Annotated in this window: 18 protein-coding genes and 2 riboswitches; of the genes, 5 read left to right on the top strand and 13 right to left on the bottom strand. The window is 36.7% G+C overall.

What is annotated here, in order from left to right:
• Positions 1-17: 17 nt before the first annotated feature.
• The 4 genes from FFM61_RS00205 to FFM61_RS00190 form a co-directional block, all read right to left on the bottom strand.
• Positions 18-2,876, bottom strand: a complete 2,859-nt coding sequence (locus FFM61_RS00205) for a type I restriction endonuclease subunit R (RefSeq protein ID WP_074426690.1) — start codon at positions 2,874-2,876, stop codon at positions 18-20.
• Between the two features lie 135 nt (positions 2,877-3,011).
• Entirely contained in the window at positions 3,012-3,581 is a 570-nt protein-coding gene (locus FFM61_RS00200; protein WP_074426691.1) for a DapH/DapD/GlmU-related protein, read from the bottom strand.
• A gap of 54 nt (positions 3,582-3,635) precedes the next feature.
• Positions 3,636-4,646: an alpha/beta hydrolase gene (locus FFM61_RS00195; protein ID WP_074426692.1), complete on the bottom strand. Its 1,011-nt coding sequence runs from the start codon at positions 4,644-4,646 to the stop codon at positions 3,636-3,638.
• Between the two features lie 21 nt (positions 4,647-4,667).
• Positions 4,668-5,402, bottom strand: a complete 735-nt coding sequence (locus FFM61_RS00190) for an SDR family oxidoreductase (protein ID WP_074426693.1) — start codon at positions 5,400-5,402, stop codon at positions 4,668-4,670.
• Between the two features lie 91 nt (positions 5,403-5,493).
• Here FFM61_RS00190 and FFM61_RS00185 point away from each other — a divergent pair, with 91 nt between their 5' ends.
• Entirely contained in the window at positions 5,494-5,898 is a 405-nt protein-coding gene (locus FFM61_RS00185; RefSeq protein ID WP_074426694.1) for a MerR family transcriptional regulator, read from the top strand.
• A 33-nt stretch (positions 5,899-5,931) separates the two neighbouring features.
• Here FFM61_RS00185 and FFM61_RS00180 read toward each other — a convergent pair whose 3' ends face one another.
• The 6 genes from FFM61_RS00180 to FFM61_RS00155 form a co-directional block, all read right to left on the bottom strand.
• Entirely contained in the window at positions 5,932-7,152 is a 1,221-nt protein-coding gene (locus FFM61_RS00180) for a dicarboxylate/amino acid:cation symporter (protein WP_074426695.1), read from the bottom strand.
• Between the two features lies 1 nt (position 7,153).
• Positions 7,154-8,341 carry a hydantoinase/carbamoylase family amidase gene (locus tag FFM61_RS00175; RefSeq protein ID WP_074426696.1) on the bottom strand — a complete coding sequence of 396 codons (1,188 nt, stop codon included), beginning with the start codon at positions 8,339-8,341 and terminating at the stop codon, positions 7,154-7,156.
• A 13-nt stretch (positions 8,342-8,354) separates the two neighbouring features.
• On the bottom strand, positions 8,355-9,125 hold the full coding sequence (locus tag FFM61_RS00170) for a thiazole synthase (RefSeq protein ID WP_074426697.1): 771 nt from the start codon (positions 9,123-9,125) through the stop codon (positions 8,355-8,357).
• 10 nt (positions 9,126-9,135) lie between these two features.
• Positions 9,136-9,786, bottom strand: coding sequence for a sulfur carrier protein ThiS adenylyltransferase ThiF (gene thiF / locus FFM61_RS00165; RefSeq protein WP_074426698.1), 651 nt, complete (start codon positions 9,784-9,786; stop codon positions 9,136-9,138).
• A 16-nt stretch (positions 9,787-9,802) separates the two neighbouring features.
• Entirely contained in the window at positions 9,803-10,000 is a 198-nt protein-coding gene (thiS, locus tag FFM61_RS00160; RefSeq protein ID WP_074426699.1) for a sulfur carrier protein ThiS, read from the bottom strand.
• Positions 10,001-10,043: 43 nt separating this feature from the next.
• Positions 10,044-10,132: riboswitch (TPP riboswitch) on the bottom strand.
• A gap of 95 nt (positions 10,133-10,227) precedes the next feature.
• Positions 10,228-10,319, bottom strand: a riboswitch (TPP riboswitch).
• Between the two features lie 70 nt (positions 10,320-10,389).
• A complete protein-coding gene (locus tag FFM61_RS00155) occupies positions 10,390-11,226 on the bottom strand; it encodes a DUF368 domain-containing protein (RefSeq protein WP_083194381.1) in 837 nt (278 codons plus the stop codon).
• Positions 11,227-11,406: 180 nt separating this feature from the next.
• Here FFM61_RS00155 and FFM61_RS00150 point away from each other — a divergent pair, with 180 nt between their 5' ends.
• Positions 11,407-11,931, top strand: a complete 525-nt coding sequence (locus tag FFM61_RS00150) for a GNAT family N-acetyltransferase (protein WP_074426701.1) — start codon at positions 11,407-11,409, stop codon at positions 11,929-11,931.
• Between the two features lie 54 nt (positions 11,932-11,985).
• Here FFM61_RS00150 and FFM61_RS00145 read toward each other — a convergent pair whose 3' ends face one another.
• The 3 genes from FFM61_RS00145 to FFM61_RS00135 all read right to left on the bottom strand — a co-directional run bounded on the left by FFM61_RS00145 (position 11,986) and on the right by FFM61_RS00135 (position 14,982).
• Entirely contained in the window at positions 11,986-12,522 is a 537-nt protein-coding gene (locus tag FFM61_RS00145) for a helix-turn-helix domain-containing protein (RefSeq protein ID WP_074426702.1), read from the bottom strand.
• Between the two features lie 139 nt (positions 12,523-12,661).
• Positions 12,662-14,023 carry an amino acid permease gene (locus tag FFM61_RS00140; RefSeq protein WP_371258034.1) on the bottom strand — a complete coding sequence of 454 codons (1,362 nt, stop codon included), beginning with the start codon at positions 14,021-14,023 and terminating at the stop codon, positions 12,662-12,664.
• 290 nt (positions 14,024-14,313) lie between these two features.
• Entirely contained in the window at positions 14,314-14,982 is a 669-nt protein-coding gene (locus FFM61_RS00135; RefSeq protein ID WP_074426704.1) for a potassium channel family protein, read from the bottom strand.
• Between the two features lie 206 nt (positions 14,983-15,188).
• On the opposite strand from FFM61_RS00135, the gene FFM61_RS00130 reads away from it, so the two are divergent.
• The 3 genes from FFM61_RS00130 to FFM61_RS00120 are packed head-to-tail and all read left to right on the top strand — an operon-like array spanning position 15,189 to position 20,976.
• Complete coding sequence (locus FFM61_RS00130; RefSeq protein ID WP_074426705.1) at positions 15,189-19,334, top strand: NEAT domain-containing protein; 4,146 nt, start codon at positions 15,189-15,191, stop codon at positions 19,332-19,334.
• A gap of 4 nt (positions 19,335-19,338) precedes the next feature.
• Positions 19,339-20,109 carry an NEAT domain-containing protein gene (locus FFM61_RS00125; protein WP_074426706.1) on the top strand — a complete coding sequence of 257 codons (771 nt, stop codon included), beginning with the start codon at positions 19,339-19,341 and terminating at the stop codon, positions 20,107-20,109.
• A gap of 6 nt (positions 20,110-20,115) precedes the next feature.
• Entirely contained in the window at positions 20,116-20,976 is an 861-nt protein-coding gene (locus tag FFM61_RS00120; protein ID WP_074426707.1) for an ABC transporter substrate-binding protein, read from the top strand.
• Positions 20,977-20,979: the final 3 nt, after the last annotated feature.

Raw genomic sequence — 20,979 nt, 5'->3', positions numbered from 1 at the left:
TTTCTTACTTATAAATTTTAAACTACGGTAAATCGCTTAATTGTGTCATCAATAAAGCTCTTAATTCGCTTTTTAATATTGATTTTAGCCTTAAAGCCATAACCAGCTGTACTCAAGTTTTTATTCATCTCATTAACATCTGCTTGACCATAAAACTGTGTCTCAATAATTTGTTTTTCAATCACATCAACGGGTAATTTAACATCTTCAGCAAATTCAGAAACTGCTGCATCACGTCGCTTTGCCAAATAAGCATTCAATGAATCACCAACACTATCACCAGTCTTTAAAGTAGGGACCATCTCATCTAAGAAAGCTGCAATCAAATCAGCCTTTGACTTTAAATCATTGGTTGCTGCTTTATCCAATAATTGTTTAATCTTATTAACATCCGCTTGTCGACTATCCTCGTCTTCCAAGTTAATAGCCTTAATTAAGTTAACAATATATTGCACATCAATTCGGTCCGTTGATAACAAATCAATTTGAAAATCGATATCTTCTAAAATAGACGCTTTATTCTTTTCTTTATTGGGGTTTATTTGATGATACACCTCTTGATATTTACCTTGGAATGATTCTAAATCCTGTTTACTAAAACCAGGGACATCTTCCCACTTAAATTCATCATAAACACGAATTTGATTATTCGTACGCATAACATCACGAAATGCTAAAACAAATTTTTTCAAAGCATCATTACCTTGATTGTACAAATCATTAACATCGTTTGGCTGTTCTGTAATTTTATGAAGTGCTTTGATATTACCTATAAATTCTTGTAATAATTCATCATATTTTTTCACGTAAAATGATGATTCATCACCTGCAGAAAATAGGGTGATAGCTGCATCAGTTGCTGCTTTTAAATTACGATAATTAACAATTGAACCAAATGATTTTGTATCTTTTTCAACACGATTAGTCCGTGAGTAGGCCTGAATTAAACCATGCCATTCTAGCTTTTTATCGTTGTACAAAACTGATAAACGTGGTGAATCAAATCCAGTCAAAAACATCCCTACAACAATTAAAATATCGATATTATTGTTACGTGTTCGGCTATCATGACTCTTCATACGTTGCGAAATGTCGTTAAAATAACCCTTAAAATCTTCTGTACTGAAATTGGTACGATATGTTTGATTATAATCATCAATCACCTTATCTAAACCATGACGTGAAGTATCATTATCCGTACCTTGATTCTGCTCATTAGAATATTCATTTGCCGTCCAAGTAAACACCGTCGTCACTTTCAAATCGCTACTGCCGGCTTTAATCTTTTCCTGGAATAATTCATAGTAACGCAATGCAATCGTTGTATTAGGGACAGCAAATAGGGCATTGTACGTTCGATTTTTCGTTTTATTATCATGGTTTAACATAATATGGTTAACAATATTGTTAAGACGATCATCATTGGTCAATACTTCTTGCGTATCAATACCTTCTACTTGTTCATCAGAAATAGTGTCTCTACCTTTAATGGTACCCATTTGTTCAACATTAAAGCCCAATACGTTATGATCACGAATTGCATCTTTGATTAAATAACGATGCAATTCTTCATCGTAAAGAGACTCGGTCGTGCGCTTATCTGGCCCAATATTTTGACTAAAAATAGGGGTACCAGTGAAACCAAAGTGCTGTGCGTTTGTAAACCAACGATTTACATTTTTACGCATTTCACCAAATTGACTACGGTGTGCCTCATCTTCAATAAAAATGACTCGTTTATCATGGTAACTTGTCAGTAAACTCTTATAATGTGGGTTGTTAACAGCGTTATTCATTTTCTGAATCGTTGTCACAATCAAGGAGTTATCATGTGATTGTAATTGGTGAACTAAACTACCTGTATTCGTCGTCGAATCTAATGCTTGTTCACCTGGGATAGTCGTCATATATGAATTAAAGTTCTTTGATGTTTGCACATCCAAATCATTACGATCAATTAAAAAGATGACTTTTTCTGCATCCGTGTCACGTGCTAATAATTGACTAGCCTTAAACGATGTAATTGTCTTTCCTGAACCTGTTGTATGCCAAATATAACCATTTTTATGCGGATTATTTAATGCCTGATGCATAATTGCTTCCACTGCATATATCTGATAAGGTCGCATAATCATCATACGTTCTTTTGCTGAATCAAAGATAGTATATTTAGCAATTAAACTATGTAAACGTTCCTTAGTGAAGAATGATGCTGAAAATGCACCTAGATCATTAAGCCAATTATTTTCTTTATCAGTCCAATAGAACATAAAATTGGCATTTAAATCACCATCGCCATTTGCAAAATAACGTGTTTCACCGCCGTTAGAAATAACAAATAATTGCACAAATCTAAACAAACCGCGCATACTTTCACTCTTATAGCGAATAACCTGATTAAAAGCCTGACGGAAGTCTACATCTCGACGCTTTAATTCCACTTGCACAATCGGCAATCCATTGATTAATACTGTCACGTCATACCGGTTTTCATGCGTACCAGCGACTGTAATTTGGTGGGCAACTTCATATATATTATTAGTTGCATCTAAACCATCAAATATCGTTAAGTATACCGTCTCGTCATTATCACGTTGAATACTGATTTTACCCATTGGGTTCATATCCGATCCACGTAACTGCCTTGCTATTTGATAATGTGATTTGGCACCAACTAACTCATTTAAGACTCGCTTAAACTCACCATCAGTTAGTGGCTCATGATGGAGATTCTCAATATTTTGCTGTGTTAATAACTCACGAAAATGTGCTAATAAACTCGTTTCATCAGGTAAAGAAATTGTTCTATAACCTAAACCATTAAAGCGACTCATTAGCTTTTCTTCTAGTTGTTGTTCTGATTCTTGCCCATACATGATTTCACCCTCTACAAACATCTATACTATTAGAGCCATTATACAACTTTTTTGTATACTGTAACTGTACTACAGCGTAAAGGTTTGTAAATAAAAAAAGCAAGCTACCAACTATCGATAACTTGCTTCCTTTATTTAATATTCCAAATGTTTAACAACTTTAGCAGGGGTACCTGCAACAACTGTATTAGCTGGCACATCCTTGGTAACCACCGCACCAGCAGCAACGACTGAATTTTCGCCGACCGTAATACCGGCTAAAATTGTTGCATTAGAACCAATCCATGTATTATTTGCTAATTTCACAGGTTGTAAATGCAAAGTTCCTCTATGTTTTGGATCTAAATCATGATTAATCGTTGCAATGACAACGTTATGACCAATTAAACTATTGTCACCAATCTCAATTTTACCCTGATCTTGAAAACGGCACCCTGAGTTAATAAATACATTTTGTCCAACAACAATATTTTTACCAAAATTTGTTGTAAAAGGTAAAAACAGCGTAAATGCTGAATCAACTTTTTTGCCAATAATCTGAGAAAATTGGCCTCTGATTTCATCATCAGTGTAAACACCTGTATTTAAAATCATACACAAACGGCGTGTTTCTAATGACACGTCATTCATCGCACGACTAAGTTCCGAATTTTCAGGTATAACATGATCTGCGTCCATCTTATTTATTAGTTCTTTTATTTCCATATTATGCCCCTAAAATTTCTCTAATTATCTACTAACACAGCAAATAAAGAAAATTTATTTTAAATTACCTTTAAAGAATGATTCAAATTTATCAAATGGAATTAATGTCATTTGGTCATACAAATCCACATGGGTTGCATTAGGTACAATAACTAATTCCTTAGGTTCGTGCAAGTACTCATATGATTTTTGTGCCATATGACGTGAATGTGCTTTCTCACCGGTTACAATTAATGCTGGTCGAGGAGCAATTTCAGCAATTTTTTGCTGCAAGCTAAAATTATAATAACTCCAAGGAGTCGTAGCTGCCCAAGCCCCATTTGAATTAACTGAGCGGGGATGGAATGCCCGTTCCTTATAATAGTGGAAAAAGTCGGTGGTTACTGGATCCGCATCTTCATCCAATTCATCTGGCAATATACTTGTTAAATGAATTGGTTGGTCATTTTCATCGAAAGGTAACTCATGTGGTCCGCCTTCGTGAGTATTATTTTCAGCATCATGCCAACGCTGTTCTGCTAAATAATCACGTTCAATATCTTGTTGCTTTGGCGTCTTAGAACCATCTATGCCTTGCCACATTGATTCACCCATATCGTACATAACACTTGTTGCAACGGCTTTAATACGTTTATCAATTGCAGCTGCAGTAAGCACATGACTACCAAGTCCACAAATACCTAAAGCACCAATTTTTTCGCGATTAACATAATCTTGCATACCAATAAAATCAACAGCAGCTGAAAAATCTTCCGTGAAAATATCTGGTGATGCCATGTTACGGACATTTCCTGAACTTTCACCAGTAGTAGATTGATCAAATGCCAAGGTAACAAAACCGCGTTCTGCTAAAGTTTGTGCGTATAAACCACTTGATTGCTCCTTAACAGCCCCAAAAGGTCCTGATATCACAATTGCTGCATATTTATTTCCTTCTTCAAAATTCAACGGCTTATAGAGGTGACCTGCTAAAACAAAACCGAACCTATTTTGAAAATTCACATCTTGCACATCTATATTTTGGTTTACTGTAAATACACGTGTATCCTTTAAAATTTTAGTCATTATATTACCTCTTTCATAAAATTAAACTGATTGTTTGATAGGTCGAATAATAATTTCATTAACATCCATATTGTCAGGCGTATCAATTGCATAAGCAACAGCCGTCGCCACATTTTCAGCAGAAAGTCCAATTGCCTTTTCGTTTTCTAGTTCTTCTTGTTGCGTTGCTTCGTCAGTAGATGATTTATATAATTCCGTTGCTACAGCACCAGGTGACACGATTGAAGTACGAATGCCATCATTATGATGTTCCTGGCGCAAACCTTCCATAATTGCTCGTACCGCAAATTTTGACCCATTATAAACTGCTAAATTGGGTACAATGACATGACCAGCTACCGAATCAGTTGCAATAATATGCCCAAATTTTTGCGATTGCATGATTGGTAAAACAGCCGCAATTCCATTAAGAACACCCATAACATTAACATTCAAAATATTTTGCCACTCATTACGAGCACCCTTAATTAAAGGATTAATCGGCATAATACCTGCATTGTTAAATAGGACATCAATTTTACCAAAATGTTCAATTGCCGTTTTTACTAAATCATTAACTTCATCAAAATTAGTGACATCGACTTTTTGTGTGATGATTTCTGCTTCAGAATATTTTTCTTTTAGCTCATCTAATTTATCTACACGTCGTGCACCAATAACTAACTTTGCATGTTGTTTTGCTAAATTTGCAACTGTTGCAGCACCAATACCACTTGAAGCACCTGTAATAACAATCACCTTATCTTTAATTGACATATATTATGTTTCCCCCTTGGTTACATATATGATAGGATTACTTTAAACCCTAAACCTAACTTTAGGTCAAGCAATAAGGAAGGTAGTAATTATGACAACAGTCTACTCAATTGGTGAGGTTGCTAAACAATTTAATCTTTCAATCTCAACCATCCGTTATTATGACAAAGAGCATTTAATTCCAAATTTACAAAAGAATACAGCAGGGACTCGAGTTTTCACACAAGAAAACTTGGACACCATTAATATCATTGAATGTTTAAAAAAATCAAATATGTCAATTAAAGATATTAAGACGTTCATTGAATGGTGTGAGACGGGGGATGAAACACTTCAACAACGCCTTAATATGTTCCAACAACTACAACAATCAGTTCAAGGGCAAATGGCTGAACTCCAAAAAACACTAGATACAATTAATTATAAATGTCATTACTATACACAAGCGGTTGCCGATGGTACTGAAGAATACGTAAAAGCAGGTCACAATGTTTAAATTGCAACCTGCTTTTTTGTATGATTTCTAATTTTAAATTGATACGGACACTTGTGATAGTTCATGCTCATCTGCCGCAATCATAATCGCAGTTGTTGTGTCACCAACGACATTTAAAGTTGCTCTAAAAATACCCGCAAACCAGTCGATACCAGCCAATAAAGCAATGCTTTCAAGTGGTAAACCAAGGGCAGGGACGATAATCGTTAAAGCAACTAAACCACCACCTGGAACAGCGACAGTGCCTAAACAAGCAACAATTGCTAATAAAACAATTTTTAACATCATCATGAAGGAAAGCGACAAGCCATAAAATTGCGTCATGGTGACACAAGCTAAAGCTAAATACATCGCCAAACCATTACTATTCAATGCCATCCCCAAAGGTAGCACTAATTCACTAATTTCTTTACTAACACCTAATCGCTTTTCAGCATCATGCATTTCGACTGGTAATGAGGCCGCAGAAGACGTGGTCGTCATGGCAATCAATAGAATATTCGCAAAACCATGCATCACCGTATGCAAAGACAAATGTGCCCGCAACATAATCATCACAAATAAGCCTATTAAAAATAGTAGTGTTCCCATCCCAAATATACCTAAAAATTTGATTAATGGGATTAATACTGTTAATCCATTATCAGCCGTTACCGCTGCCATTAAAGCCCCAATTCCAAATGGTGCTAATCGTAAAACAACTTGAATTAATGACACCAATAATTGATTTAATTGCTGCAGTCCCATCAAAATTGAATCATATTGTTGGTTAGTATTCGCCTTACTTAATACAAATCCGAATAACAAAGCAAAGATAATGACTTGAATCGTGTTACCTTGTGCTAAGGATTCAAAGATATTTGTTGGGAAAAAGCCTAATATCATATCGGTTGATGAAACTTTATTGCTAGTAATTTCTTTGGTCAATGCTGTATCAAGTGTTAAATGTAGGCCCACACCTGGATGAAATAACCATCCTAAAACTAGACCCGCTAAGGCCGCAATCAGAGTGGTAATCGTAAACCATAATACAATGCGCATTCCCAAACGCCCTAATTGCTTAATAGGTAACTTACCAATTGCCGCAATAACCGTACAGAAAACCAAAGGGATTACTGCCATTTGAATCAATCGTAAAAAAATATCACCAACAATTTTAATACCGACAATCTTAGGGCCTAAAACAGCGCCTAAGATGATGCCTAATACCGTACCAATAATAATTTGCGTCGTTAGATTTATTTTTATTTTCATCTTATTCACCATTAGCCTGCATAAATAAACTGGCTGACAATAGTGTGACACCTGTCAATAAATCAGCTGGTTTTGTATATTCAGCAGGAGCATGACTAATGCCAGCCTCACTAGGGACAAAAATCATCGTTGTCGGTACAAACGAACTCATAATTTGGCTATCATGACCAGCACCAGAAAATAATGTTTGATATGAATAATTCATTTGTGTTGCCAAAGCTGCATTTTGTGTGAGTAAATCATCTGACAATCGCGTTGCAGGTACGTGTAGTGTTTCAATAACACTTGTTCGTTTAGACTGTTCAAGCAACTGCAGCATCTTAGTCACAAAAGTCATTAACTGATCATTGGTATTCGCACGACAATCAATAGTAAAACGGCAACTTTCAGCGACAACATTGCTGACGTTAGGGGAAACATGTATTTCACCAATTGTAAACGTTAAATCCTCTGCCGTATCAGCTGCTAATGCATACAACTTCGTCATTAATAGACTAGCAGTTGCAATCGCATCCTGCCGTTGCGCCATTGGCGTCGTACCAGCATGATTAGCTTGCCCATGTACAGTCACTTCATATCGGTTTTGTGCGACAATACCTGTCACTAACCCTATTTTTTTGTTATTTTGCGCCAGACGTGGTCCTTGTTCAATGTGTAATTCGGTAAAAGTTACGGGCAGTGCCACGTGTTGCGCTTTAACATAGGGTAGGTGTTGCAATTGCGTTACTGCTAAACGTCTAGCTTCGTCAAACGTTATCCCTTGATTATCTAACAATTTTTCAATTTGTAAGGTACCCGTATAATATTTTGAACCAGTAAAAGCGGCCAGAAAACGATTGCCTTCTTCTTCACTAAATGAAATTAAACGTATTGGATGTTTAGGAATACCGTGTTGCTCATATAGTTGTTGAATAGCACAAAAGCCACCCAAAACACCATATAGACCGTCATAACGACCCCCATATTTTACAGTATCCATATGTGAGCCCGTTGCGACCGGTTGGTCATTTATTTGTCCAGGAAAATCCAAGTAAACATTGCCATAATCATCAACTATTGCTGTCGCTCCACAACGTTGACCTAAAAAAATTAAGTCTCGTTGATTAGCTAGCCAATCTTGATTATATACAAGCCTGTTTTGATCATGTTGATGAGTAAATTGATCCAATAAATCTAACAATTGTGTCATATCAATAACCTAGCTACTTGCTAATACCGGAAATAGGTGATGAAGCAACAGCCTTTTTATCTAAGACACGACCAGGATGGGCCAAGTAGCCTTTACGACCAGCTGCAACAGCTAATTTAAAAGCTTCTGACATTAATGGAATATCACCAGCCGTTGCCATCGCTGTATTTGCCATCACCGCTGCAGCACCCATTTCCATCGCTTCAGCAGCTTGACTAGGACGTCCAATCCCCGCATCCACAATGATTGGCACATCAATTTCATCAATCAAAATTTGAATTAAGTCTTTTGTTGCCAATCCCTTGTTTGTTCCGATAGGGGCACCTAATGGCATCACTGCAGCTGCACCAGCTTCAACTAATTTACGAGCTGCATTTAAATCAGGCAACATATATGGCAAAACAATAAACCCTTCATCAGCTAATACTTTAGTTGCCTTAATTGTTTCTTCATTATCTGGCAATAAATATGTCTTATCAGGGACAACTTCTAATTTAATAAAATCACTACCACTCAATTCACGTGCAATTCGGGCCATACGAATTGCTTCTTGGGCATTCGTACTACCTGATGTATTCGGTAAAATGGTAACATCATCAGGAATATAATTTAGAATATTTTCTTCCTGCGTATTCGTACGACGAAGCGCCATCGTAATAATTTGCGCACCGGCATGATGAATTGCCGAATCAATTAATTCATATGAATACTTACCAGAACCCAAAATAAAACGTGAAGAAAAATGGTGTCCACCAAGAATTAGTTCATCATTATTTTCAGTCATTATGTTTCTCCTATTCTGACAATACAGGTTGGTTAGTTAATAGGCGTAAAATAGCATTGGCTTCATGACCGGCACATACCATGACGCGTGGTGCCATCAATCCTTCCATACCTTTACTGTAACCATCCCCACAAATATAAACATTTGGTAATTGTTGCTTCGTTTGTATCTCATTAGTAAGATGTAAACCAGCCATCCCATTACCCATCACTACCGGCTTATTAGGATAATGTTTTGTGGCACCATCTAGTAACATTGCCTTCGCCATTGGATTATCAAATGCCTCACAGATAATATCTGCATCTGCAAATAGTTCTGCAATATTTTCTGATGTTATTTCCGTTTGCACTGTATCGATTTCAATAAATGGATTAAACTCCAACAAATTTTGTTTTAATGCTGTTACTTTTGGTAACCCAATTTGGCTAACTTTATATTGCTGCCGGTTAAGATTACTCATCTCAATCGTGTCAAAATCAATAATTGTTAAATGGCCAACACCACTCCGTGTAAGGGCAATGGCAATATTTGAGCCTAAACCACCAGCACCTGCAATGATGACATGTGCCTTTTGTAATTGCTCAGTTGTACCAGCAACGTTACGTTCTTTCATGCCCATAAAAAAATCTTCAACGTCTACGCCTTGAAACTTTGGTATCATTTCATCGTCCTCTTTTCTAACCACCACCAACAAAAGAAATTAATTCAACATGATCATTTTCAACTAAGATTTTTGTATCTAATTGATCACGATGAATAATTTCGCCATTTAATTCAACGACAACATTTTGCATCATATCTGTTTTAACTTTTAATAAATCCGTCAAAGTTTTACCAACCATTTGATCAACTTGCTCGCCATTTACATTAATCATTAAAAATACCCTCCTTTCTGATCACGAAAGAAGGGTATTTGCACATAGTCAAATATCGCTCTTCCTTCGATCGCATTACCGACATCAGGTTCATGGGTATTTCTCAGCCTTACGGCACCCCAGACGATGTTTATTTAGATTTAATTTTTACCAAGTGCTTTCGGCAATCCCCATAAAACAAAAAAGGTAGTCTCTTTGCATACACAAAAAGACTACCCACTAATTTCTATAAATGGATTGTATCTTCCTGCGCAGGTATTAACCAAATCAGGTTCAGTGGGTGTAATCTCAGCCATTTCAGGCACCCCAGATACGTTAATTAACTTAACTACTTAACAGTAGCATGTTTTTTTTATTAATACAATCTTTTTAGGAAAACGGTTCCATTACTAAATCGTTGTTGGTTTAACTTTCTGTTCCAGATTTCCCATCCACCAACCAAGCCAAGTTCCCAAGACCAATAAAGCTATTGCAAACAAATAATGCCAAATGGTGAAACCAGTGTAGTCAAGTGGCACAATCATAACGGTAGAAGCCATGACAATTCCAAAAATAGCATGGAATAACTTTGCATAAGCAACTTCAAACACATATGCCATCACTTTTGCGAAGACTAAAACAATTGCTAATAAACCAATAATCAATGGGACAAGTACTGATAAATCACCAGTTTTAATCCCATCACTCATGCCTTTATATAATCCTAGATAAATCAAAAAGTTTGATGGACTTAGTCCAGGCACTAATAATCCCAAACCAATTAACCCGCCTGATAGTAACCAAGCACTAGTACTAGGCGTCATAGTTGAAAATAGGGGTTGTCCGAGCCATAAGAACAGCAACATCAGCACACCAGTCGTCACCATAATACCCAGATCAGTTTTAGAACGACCATGTTTACCAGCTTCTTGCCACAAAGTCGGAATCGTTCCTACAATGGCACCAATGAAGAACCAACGCGCCACATTTTCTACTTCACCTAGCATAAAACTAATCACAAAGGAAAGTAGAAAAATACCAATCAAAGCGCCAATACCAACTGGCAAGAAAAACAAGAAATTAGCTTTGAAATTTTTAAATGGATTAGCCATGAATAATATCATACGTTCATATAACCCAAATACAGCGGCTAAAGCACCGCCACTAATTCCTGGTAAAATAAATCCTGATCCAATTAATGCGCCCTTAACAGCACGGAAGATAGTATCTCCTGGTCGTTTTTGCATTGATGTTGTCCTCATTTCATTTATCACTTTTTAAACTTTTACGTTAATCTCTCAATTATATCTGATAAAAGCTTATAATAAGTTAAAAAAGTACTTTTTATTAACTTATTTTTCAAAATTAAATTTTTAGATATTTGTTATAATAAAACACAAAATAAATTTCCGTAGGGGGAGAAGCATATGCCTTTAACTTATACACGTTTAGCTAAGCCAGGAGACGTTGATGCTATTTTTGACATTATTCAACAAGCTGTCGCCTATTTAGGGAGTCAAAACTCACCACAGTGGCAGGGAACGGCCGAACCAAAACGTGATGAATTTATTAATGACATTCAAGAGGGCACTGTTTATGTTTTAATTCATAATCATGCGATTGCCGGTGTTGGCAAACTAGTTCCCGGTCCAGAACAAGCCTATGAATATATCGATGGTTCATGGCTAGGGAATGAACAGCAATATATGACACTACATCGCATTGCCATTGATGGCAACGTTCGTGGGCAAGGATTAGCACATCAACTAATTCATGACTTAGTTTTGCTATCATTGGATCATGGTTACCGAGATATCCGTATTGATACACATGAAATTAACCAAGGGATGCAAAAAACAGTTAAAAAAGCTGGCTTTGAATATCGTGGTCACGTATTAATGCCTGTCCCAAATGGTGATCGGTTGGCATTTCAATTATTGTTGACTGATTAAGTTTTGTTACGATATCGAAAAGGTTGAGACGTTTTGTCTCAACCTTTTTTTGTGCTAACCATTTGTAGCATCTTTAACAGCATCTTGCCAACCTGTAATAAAACTCATAATGAAATCATTAATTCCCGGAATCAAATATAAAACTAAAGCTATTACAATTAATACACTAATTTTTCTTGGTATAGCTTTATCTAATTGATGCCAATCTATTTTAAACATAATCATAATGACAATTACTAATGCAGCATCCGTGAAATATTCTCTAATATTATAAATATTCACGTGGAACGACGCAATAATGATAAACAAAACAAACGCAATTAATACACTAATCATAATATTGCGCAAACTCCTTGCAATTTTCATCTGTGCATCCATCTTTTTTACCAAAATTTCATCATCCTTCATTAATTCATCTAATGAAATATTAAATAGATTACTCATCATCACAATATTAGTAATACTTGGGATGGCTTTATTTTGTTCCCACTTGGAAATTGATTGACGTGAAATATGTATTTGATCAGCCAGTTCTTGTTGCGACCAATTCTTCTTCTCCCGTTGTACTTTTATTTTCGTCCCTAAATCCATTACACATATTCCTCCGTTGATTTTAACTTATCAAATTCTACCTAAATTCCCTAGCACCTATTAGTTGCATTCCCGTCATAGCAACGTTTATACAAAAAAGATTGGTACAAAATATTTTGTACCAACCTCATGTCATCATCTATTTAAGTTCATCATGCCGCTTAGACCACAAACTATAACCACCAACTAATGCTACAAAAAATAGAATTGTCGTTAGCACTGACCATCTTGTTGCACCATCAATTGTAAGAATTACCAATACAATCAGGAAGAACAAAATAGTAGCGTAACTAGTTGCTGGGAACCATGGCATTTTATATGGATTGTTTTTTGACGCCGCTGATTGCTTATATTTAATATGGGCAACCATAATCAAAATCCAAACAAAAATAAAACTCATTGTTGCGACACTCGTAATTAATGTGAAAATTTTTGAAGGGAAGAAGTAGTTTAGCAAAACAACAACTAAAAAGACAATTGCTGATGCTAACATTCCCGTTACAGGTACCATGTTTTTTGATACTCGTGCCAATGATTTTGGTGCTTGCCTATTCTTTGCCAACACATACAATGTACGTGATGTTGAGAAAATAGCTGAGTTAGCTGCTGATAATGCTGCCGTCAAAACAACGAAATTAATTAACGTTGCTGCAAACTTGATCCCTAGACCAGCAAAAACTTGAACAAAGGGCGACTGTGTCGTATCAATTTGATTCCAAGGATAAACTGACATGATAATCCCAATCGCACCAACATAAAATAAACCAATTCTAATAGGGACTGAGTTAATTGCCTTTGGTAGATCACGCGCTGGCTTTTCCGTTTCACCAGCAGTCAAACCAACCATTTCAATACCGGTGAAGGCGAAGATAACCATTGGAAATGCCATGATAAATCCTTGCCAACCGGTCGCAAAAAAGCCACCATGTGAAACTAAATTTGAAAAACTAGCCGTATTCCCACCAGTATGGAAACCAGTCAAAATTAAACCAATACCGACAACAATCAAAGCCAAAATCGCAAAGACTTTAATTGAGGCAAACCATGATTCAAGCTCACCAAACCACTTCACATTAATTAAATTGAAAGCCACCAACACCACAATGACAATCAAAGGTGTGACCCATTGTGGTAACGTTGGAAACCAATAGCGTAAATAAATACCACTTGCCGTTAGATCGGCCATGGCTAGACTCGACCAACTTAACCAATATGCCCAACCAATCGCAAATTCCCATTTATTACCTAAATAGATACGCACAAAGTCAATAAATGATCGGATTTTTGTGTTAGACAACAATAATTCACCGACTGCTCGCATCATAAAATAGGCAAACAAACCCGTGATTGCATAAGCTAAAATAAGGGCAGGACCAGCTGCTTTAATCGCTGAACCTGAACCTAAAAATAGTCCTGTTCCAATCGCACCACCAATGGCAATCATCTGTACATGGCGCGCCTTAAGTCCACGTGATAGCTCACGTTCTACATCATTATTCATCATATATACCTCACTGCATGAGGACAAAAAAATGCCCCCATGCCAAATTAAATTTGACATAGGGACGTTTGATAACGCGGTTCCACCCTAATTCTTAGTCACTGACTAAGCCACTTAATTACAGGTAATTTTCATCCCTCCAAAAGCGCCATTACTAGTTTACAATCATTTGCTTTCATCAACCGCAAACTTTCTAAAATCATGTTTATGACTAGTAATCTCTTTTTTCTTCGAGATTGAAATTAGTATGGTTAACTATATGCCGTTTGACATTATTAGTCAAGAAAACATTATCTGATTTTAGCTACCAATGATTCAAAATGTTTAACATCTTTTGTTGCACCAACTACCGTCAAAACATCACCTACTTGAATTATTTCATCTGGATCTGGTGTAATCACAACACGATCTTGGGAGCGAATGGAAATAATTGTCAAACCATACTGCTTACGCACATCAAGTTCTTCAATCTCTTTATTTGCAAAACGCAAATTACCAATTTTAATTTCACCTAATGAGTGTTTATCTCCTAAGTCTATAAAATTAAGTAGGTTGGGGGTCATCAGTTGTTCAGCTAATCGATGGGCCATTTCACTTTCCGGACGCACAACTTGATCAGCTCCAACTTTATCTAACACACGTGCATGTAGATTATTTTCAGCTTTTGCAACCACATGACGGACACCCAAATCCTTCAATAAAATAGTCGTCAAAATTGATGCTTGTTGATTATGACCTATCGCGACAACGACATGATCAAAACTAGCTAAATCTAAATCGCGTAACGCATCTTCATCTTGCGCATCAGCAATGACAGCATGTGTGGCAATATCCATATAACCTTCTACTAAATTTGGCTCCTTATCAATGACTAAAACTTCTTGATCAGCGTTAATTAACGACTCTAATAACGAACTACCAAAGCGGCCTAAACCAACAATTGCATACGTCTGTTTCATATCCATACCTCTTAATTTTTCTTCTATTTATTTTATCACTAATCACATTTAAACTGGGATAACAACTGTCGCTTGATAAACCTAAAAATAAGCTTTAAAATGGTTTATGTTCAATTATGAACATTCTTTGAATTTTCAAAGAAAACTATCTATGTCCCGTTTATCGGACAAACATTAAAAAATTTATAAGGAGACCATAGACAATTATGAGTACTTTTTCACGAACCGCAACTTTGTTTTCAACTGTTGCTTTGGGAAGTATGCTAACAGCTTCAACGGTATCTAGTGTTGACACCGTTATTCACGCTGCTGAAACAACCCAAACTGCTGCACAAAAGCAAAGTTACAAATTACAAATTTTACAAGGGGATAAAGATGCCTCTTCAACAGCTTCTCAATTTTATTTAGATACAATTTCATTAGAAAAGTTAGCTAATGGTAATCACTATGCCTACCTAACATCGAACACCCCAACTAATTTAGGGGATGAACCAATTGCTAGTACAGATACCCAACACCAAGTGGTGAACATGGGTACCACACAAAAAAATGGTTATAACCAAACCGTTTATCGGATGACTTTGTCAGCTAGTGAATTAGCAAGCGGACAACCTATCAAGACGAATATTCACGTTAATATTCCAATGATGAACTATGACCATAACTATACAATTCGTTTAGGTATCCAAGGATTTAAGCCTGAAACTACTACCAGCTCACAGAGCACATCTAGTGTTTCTAGTGCTTCAACTACCAACAACTCATCAGTTACACCAAGGTCAAGTGTTGTTCCTAGTTCAAAAACTGAGTCATCTGTTGCAAATAGTGCTCCACAAAGCACTGAAAACAACACAGTATCATCAACTGATACATCTAAAGCAACTGTTGCAAAAACTGAACCAGCACAAAATGATTCACAACAAGTAACTAGCGACACAACTGCTTCAACAGTTGATGATTCAAAAACTACCGAAAGTACAGTTGAAACCCCAGCTGGAACAGAAGTGAAGATGAGTGCTAATCAAGGCATGGATCGCTTCTTAAAGCCATCTGCTTACATTAACATCAAAGGGGACACCACAGACGTTACTTTAAGCTTTAACAGTACAGATGTTATTAGCATGATTCCTTACATGATTTTTGACGGTCAAAAGAAAGAAGTAACGAGTCAAAATATCACTTTTACTATTCCTACTAAGGATTTAACAGCAGATAAAGATGGTAATGTGGCCATTGCATCAACGACCCATGTGGATGCAATGGGCCATGTCATGGACTATCCATCAAATTTGACTTTCAATATTAGTCAATTAATGCCAGCGCAAAAGACATTCAAAACTGGTGACTATCAAATTGCCGTTAGTCCTGACAGCAATATGGATCGTTTCTTTGCGCCAAAGTTCAATGTTAAAGTTGGTGATGTAACCAGCGTTGTAACGGTTACTTATCAGGATCCAAACATGGTAGCAATGATTCCAAATGTCACATTTGACGGTCAAACAAAGGATCTAAAGGGTAAAACTACAGTTGACTTTACTATTCCTACTAAGGACTTAATGCCTGACAAGGATGGTAAAGCTACTATTGCATCATTTACTAGTGTGCCAATGAGTCCACATAAAGGTTATGCATCAAACATAACTTTCAATATGAATCCTGCACTGGTTAACCCAGTAAATGATAAACCTGATCAATCATCTAGTTCATCATCAGAAACATCAACAAAACCTGGCAAAGACATCTTGCAAGACGGCACTTATTCTATTAATTATAATGTCTACAAGTCAGGTACTACCGATGTTTCAACGATGGCAAACTACATGACGCAATCAGCCAATATAACTGTTAAGAAAGGAGAGGCAACCATTGACTTTGCAACGAAGAATGATGCAATGTCAATGATGAAAGAATTTTCTATTAACGGCGCTAAGGCACAAGCCAAAGGGGATTCTTGGATTGTAAAGCTACCCGTTAAAGATTTAGCTAAGACAGCTACTGCGCAAATGACGATTGAAGTACCACAAATCAACTTCACAGAAAAGCCTAGTGCAGATATTATCTTTGATATGGATAGTATTAAAAACTTGGATAACACTGGTAGTTCATCATCAAGTTCTAGTGCTGTTAGTTCAAGTAAGCCAACGACACCAGCTAAACCAACTATCGAAAATGACGGTAAATACACAATAGACTACAAGGTTTATAAGTCTGGTACGACGGATACTTCAACCATGGCTACCTATATGACTGAATCAGCTAAGGTAACCGTTAAAAACGGCCAAGCAACCATTGATTTCGCAACGAAAAACGCTGCTATGTCAATGATGCAGAAATTCTCAGTTAATGGCGTTAAGGCAGAAGCTAAAGGGGATTCTTGGCTTGTAACCTTACCAGCTAAGGACTTGAATAAGACGTTGACAGCCCAGATGACTATTTTTGTCGCTGCTATCAATTTCACGGAAACACCTAGCGCAGACATTAGATTTGACATGAAGAGTCTTAAAGTACTAGATAATGATGGTAGTTCATCATCAAGTTCAAGTTCTAGCTCTTCTAGTGCCGATTCTTCAAGCAAGCCTAGTTCAAGCTCTTCTAGTGCGGCTTCTTCAAACAAGCCTAGCCAAAGTTCTTCTAGCGCGTCTTCTTCAAGCAAGCCTAGTTCTAGTTCTTCTAGCGCCGCTAGTTCAAGTAAACCTGAGCAAAAGCTAACGACTGATTTTAACGACGGTACTTACAATAATGTTAACTACCATATTTATAAATCAGGTACTACTAAGAACTCAACCATGTCTCAGTACATGACGACATCTGCTAAAGTTGTGATTAAGGACGGCAAAGCTACAATCAGCTTTGCAACTAAGAACAACGCAATGTCAATGATGAAGACCTTCTCAGTTAATGGTGTCAACGCAAAGAAAGACGGTAATAACTGGACTGTCACAGTTCCTGCTAAGAACCTTGCAAAGACACTAACGTCTCATATGCATATTGAAGTGCCACAAATTGGCCTAACTGAAGATCCTGATGCCGATATTAAATTTGAAATCGCTAAGGGTGAAGGTAATCAAGATAACAGTGGTGGTAAAGATGATGGTAATGCTAATACAAAGCCTACTAATAACGGTTCAAAACCTACTGCTAATAATGAAAAGCTAAGCCTTAAGAATAACGGTATTTACAGCATCAACTACCGTGTTTACAAAACTGGTACGAACACAACCTCAACGATGCAACAATACATGACAGCTTCCGCAAATATTTTGGTTAAAGATGGCAAAGCTACAGTCAAGTTTGCAACTAAGAATGGTGCGATGTCATTAATGAAGGCTTTCTCAATTAATGGGGTTACTGCTCATAAAAATGGCAATGCTTGGCAAGTGACGGTACCTGTATCTTCACTCCGTCAAACATTAAAAGCACATATGACGATCTTTGTTCCAGCAATCAATTTCACGGAACATCCCGATGCTGATATTGCATTTGATTTGAATAGCCTTAAAAAGAGCGGTTCTAAAGATTCTGATTTCACAAAAACTAAAACCGATAAAAATACAGCAACTGGTGCAAATGGGGCTGTTTCATTACCAACTGGCCATCAAAACGCCATTCGCAATGCTGTTTTGCATCAATTAACTATTTTGCATGGTAATAATAACAGCACATCAGTTGCTGCCCAATATTTCTTGCCTACTGTTCAATTAGTTCACAATGCTAATGGATCATACACTGGATATATTACAACGCATACGCCTGTTATGATGGGACGTAACCCAATTTCATTTATGGATGGTAAACATCAAGTAAAGCTTGTTAATACTATTAAAACTGGTAATTACTATCAATCAACTTATCAACTATCATTATCAGAAAATGAAATTAAAGCACCAATTGCAACAAGTATTCACGTTAAATTCACAGCGCCTTTGAATTACGATCATATCTATACTATTCGTTTAGTTATCGGTCGTATCCTAAATAATGCTGGTGAGGCAACGCAACCAACAACTGGTCTGCCTGATGCTTCTGGTCTTACAACTAGTCCATTAAATTCTGATGTTTCACATGGAACATTTGCTACCGATTTTAATGATGATACTATCACTGGCTCATCATTTACGGCTTTAAATAACGCAAATACTGACTCTCAAAATAATGATGGGAAAAATGATACTACCAAGCCGCAAACTAAGAAAAATAGTAATGCAACACAAGTGACCAAAGATGACCAATCTGATTCTAAAAGCAATAACACAACACAACGAAATGTATTAATTGTTGCTGGTGGTATTTTAGCTGCTGCATTGGGTTACGTTGGTGTCGCCCTTTTGACTAATTTCTTTAAGATGAGGTAGGCAAATGGCTAATAATAAATATCTTCGGTCGTTTCTTGGACTATTCGCATTAGTTCTTTGCATGTTTGGTATGCAAACAGCTGTTCATGCAGAATCTTATACTGTTCCCATGCAGGTATTAGAAAATGGTTCATCTAATACTTCTTATGCAGCCGCATACTTTTCACATTCTGCAACAGTCACACCAAACGGTAACAATACTTATACCGTAACGTCGACTGTTACAACCGGCAAAGATCTTGGTAACTATCCTGTTCAAGTACTCAATATTGATGGCGCTGGTGCAAATGTTTCACGTGGTGAGTCTGGTAATTCACAGACCATTACGTATAGTTTCGTCACATCAAACTTAAGTGCCCGTCATAATGCAGCAATTAAAGTTGACGTTAATAGTATTAATTATCATCACAACTACATTGTTGGTTTAGTATTAGATGCTTCTAAAGTACCTGTTGCACCAGCAGCTAGTTCTTCAAGTAAACCTGCAGTATCAACTTCTAGCCAACAACCAAGCAGTTCATCTGTTACAACAAGTAGTGCAAGTGAACCAGTCACGAGTTCAAGTTCACAAAGTAATGAAACTGACACTAGCGTTGCAAGTAGTAAATCTTCATCTTCTGCCAAAGTAACTTCAAAGTCAGAATCTAAAACACAAGTTGCCAAAGAGAAGCATGAAGATAAAAGTAAGCAATTACCCATCGTTGCTATCGTTGGTGGTGTTTTAGTTTTAGGTATCCTTCTTGGTCTTGTCTTTAATTTGAAGAAAAAGAAGTAAGTGACGATGCAAAAACAACAAAAAATATTATCGCTTTTATTAATCGTTTTGTTAATCATTAGCGCCGGCTGGATTTGGTTGATGATGCGTCCTACCCAAAAAAGTGCAACAACTGATCGCATTATTGCGACAACAAATGCACAAGTTCAGGTATTTAATAAATTAGATGTACCTTTAGTTGGTGTTGCAACGCCAGGTAATAAACAAACATTACCAAAACAATATCGTGATTTACCAAAAGTTGGTAACCACGTTGCACCTAATCTTGAAAAAATTGGTCAATTAAAACCTGATTTAGTTTATCTTGATGCTGCGATTGCTGATGACTATCAACAAAAATTAGATAGTGACAACATTAAGCATCACCAATTAGACTTTAATAAATTAACAGATTTACAGTCAGCCATCACAAAACTTGGTACGACATATCATAAAGAAAGTGCTGCTAAAAAATTAAATGCACAGTTAGATATACCAACTAAGCATCCCAAAAATCGCCCCAATGTGTTGCTATTGATGGGGATGCCAGGTGGTTCATTCCTCGTTGGTACCCAAAACAGTTACGTTGGTGATTTGATTAATCGTGCTGGTGGTCATGTCGTAGGTTCAGGTTCTAGCCCATTTGTTGCAATGAATGCTGAACAAATTGCACAAGCTAAACCAACTGTTATTATTACAATGGCACATGCAATGCCCAAAAATGTTTTTAAAAACTTTGATAGTTTATTTAAACAAGCTAATTGGCAAAGCATCCCCGCTGTTCAAGAAGGACATGTTTATCAGGCAAATGAACCAACCTTTAGCATGACAGCCAATCTCAATGCACCGGATGCTTATAAACAAATTCAAACTTGGCTGAACAAGTAGGAG

This window comes from Weissella hellenica (assembly GCF_005405545.1).
In the GTDB taxonomy this organism is placed as follows: domain Bacteria; phylum Bacillota; class Bacilli; order Lactobacillales; family Lactobacillaceae; genus Weissella; species Weissella hellenica.
This window is presented reverse-complemented; position numbering and strand designations above follow the sequence as displayed.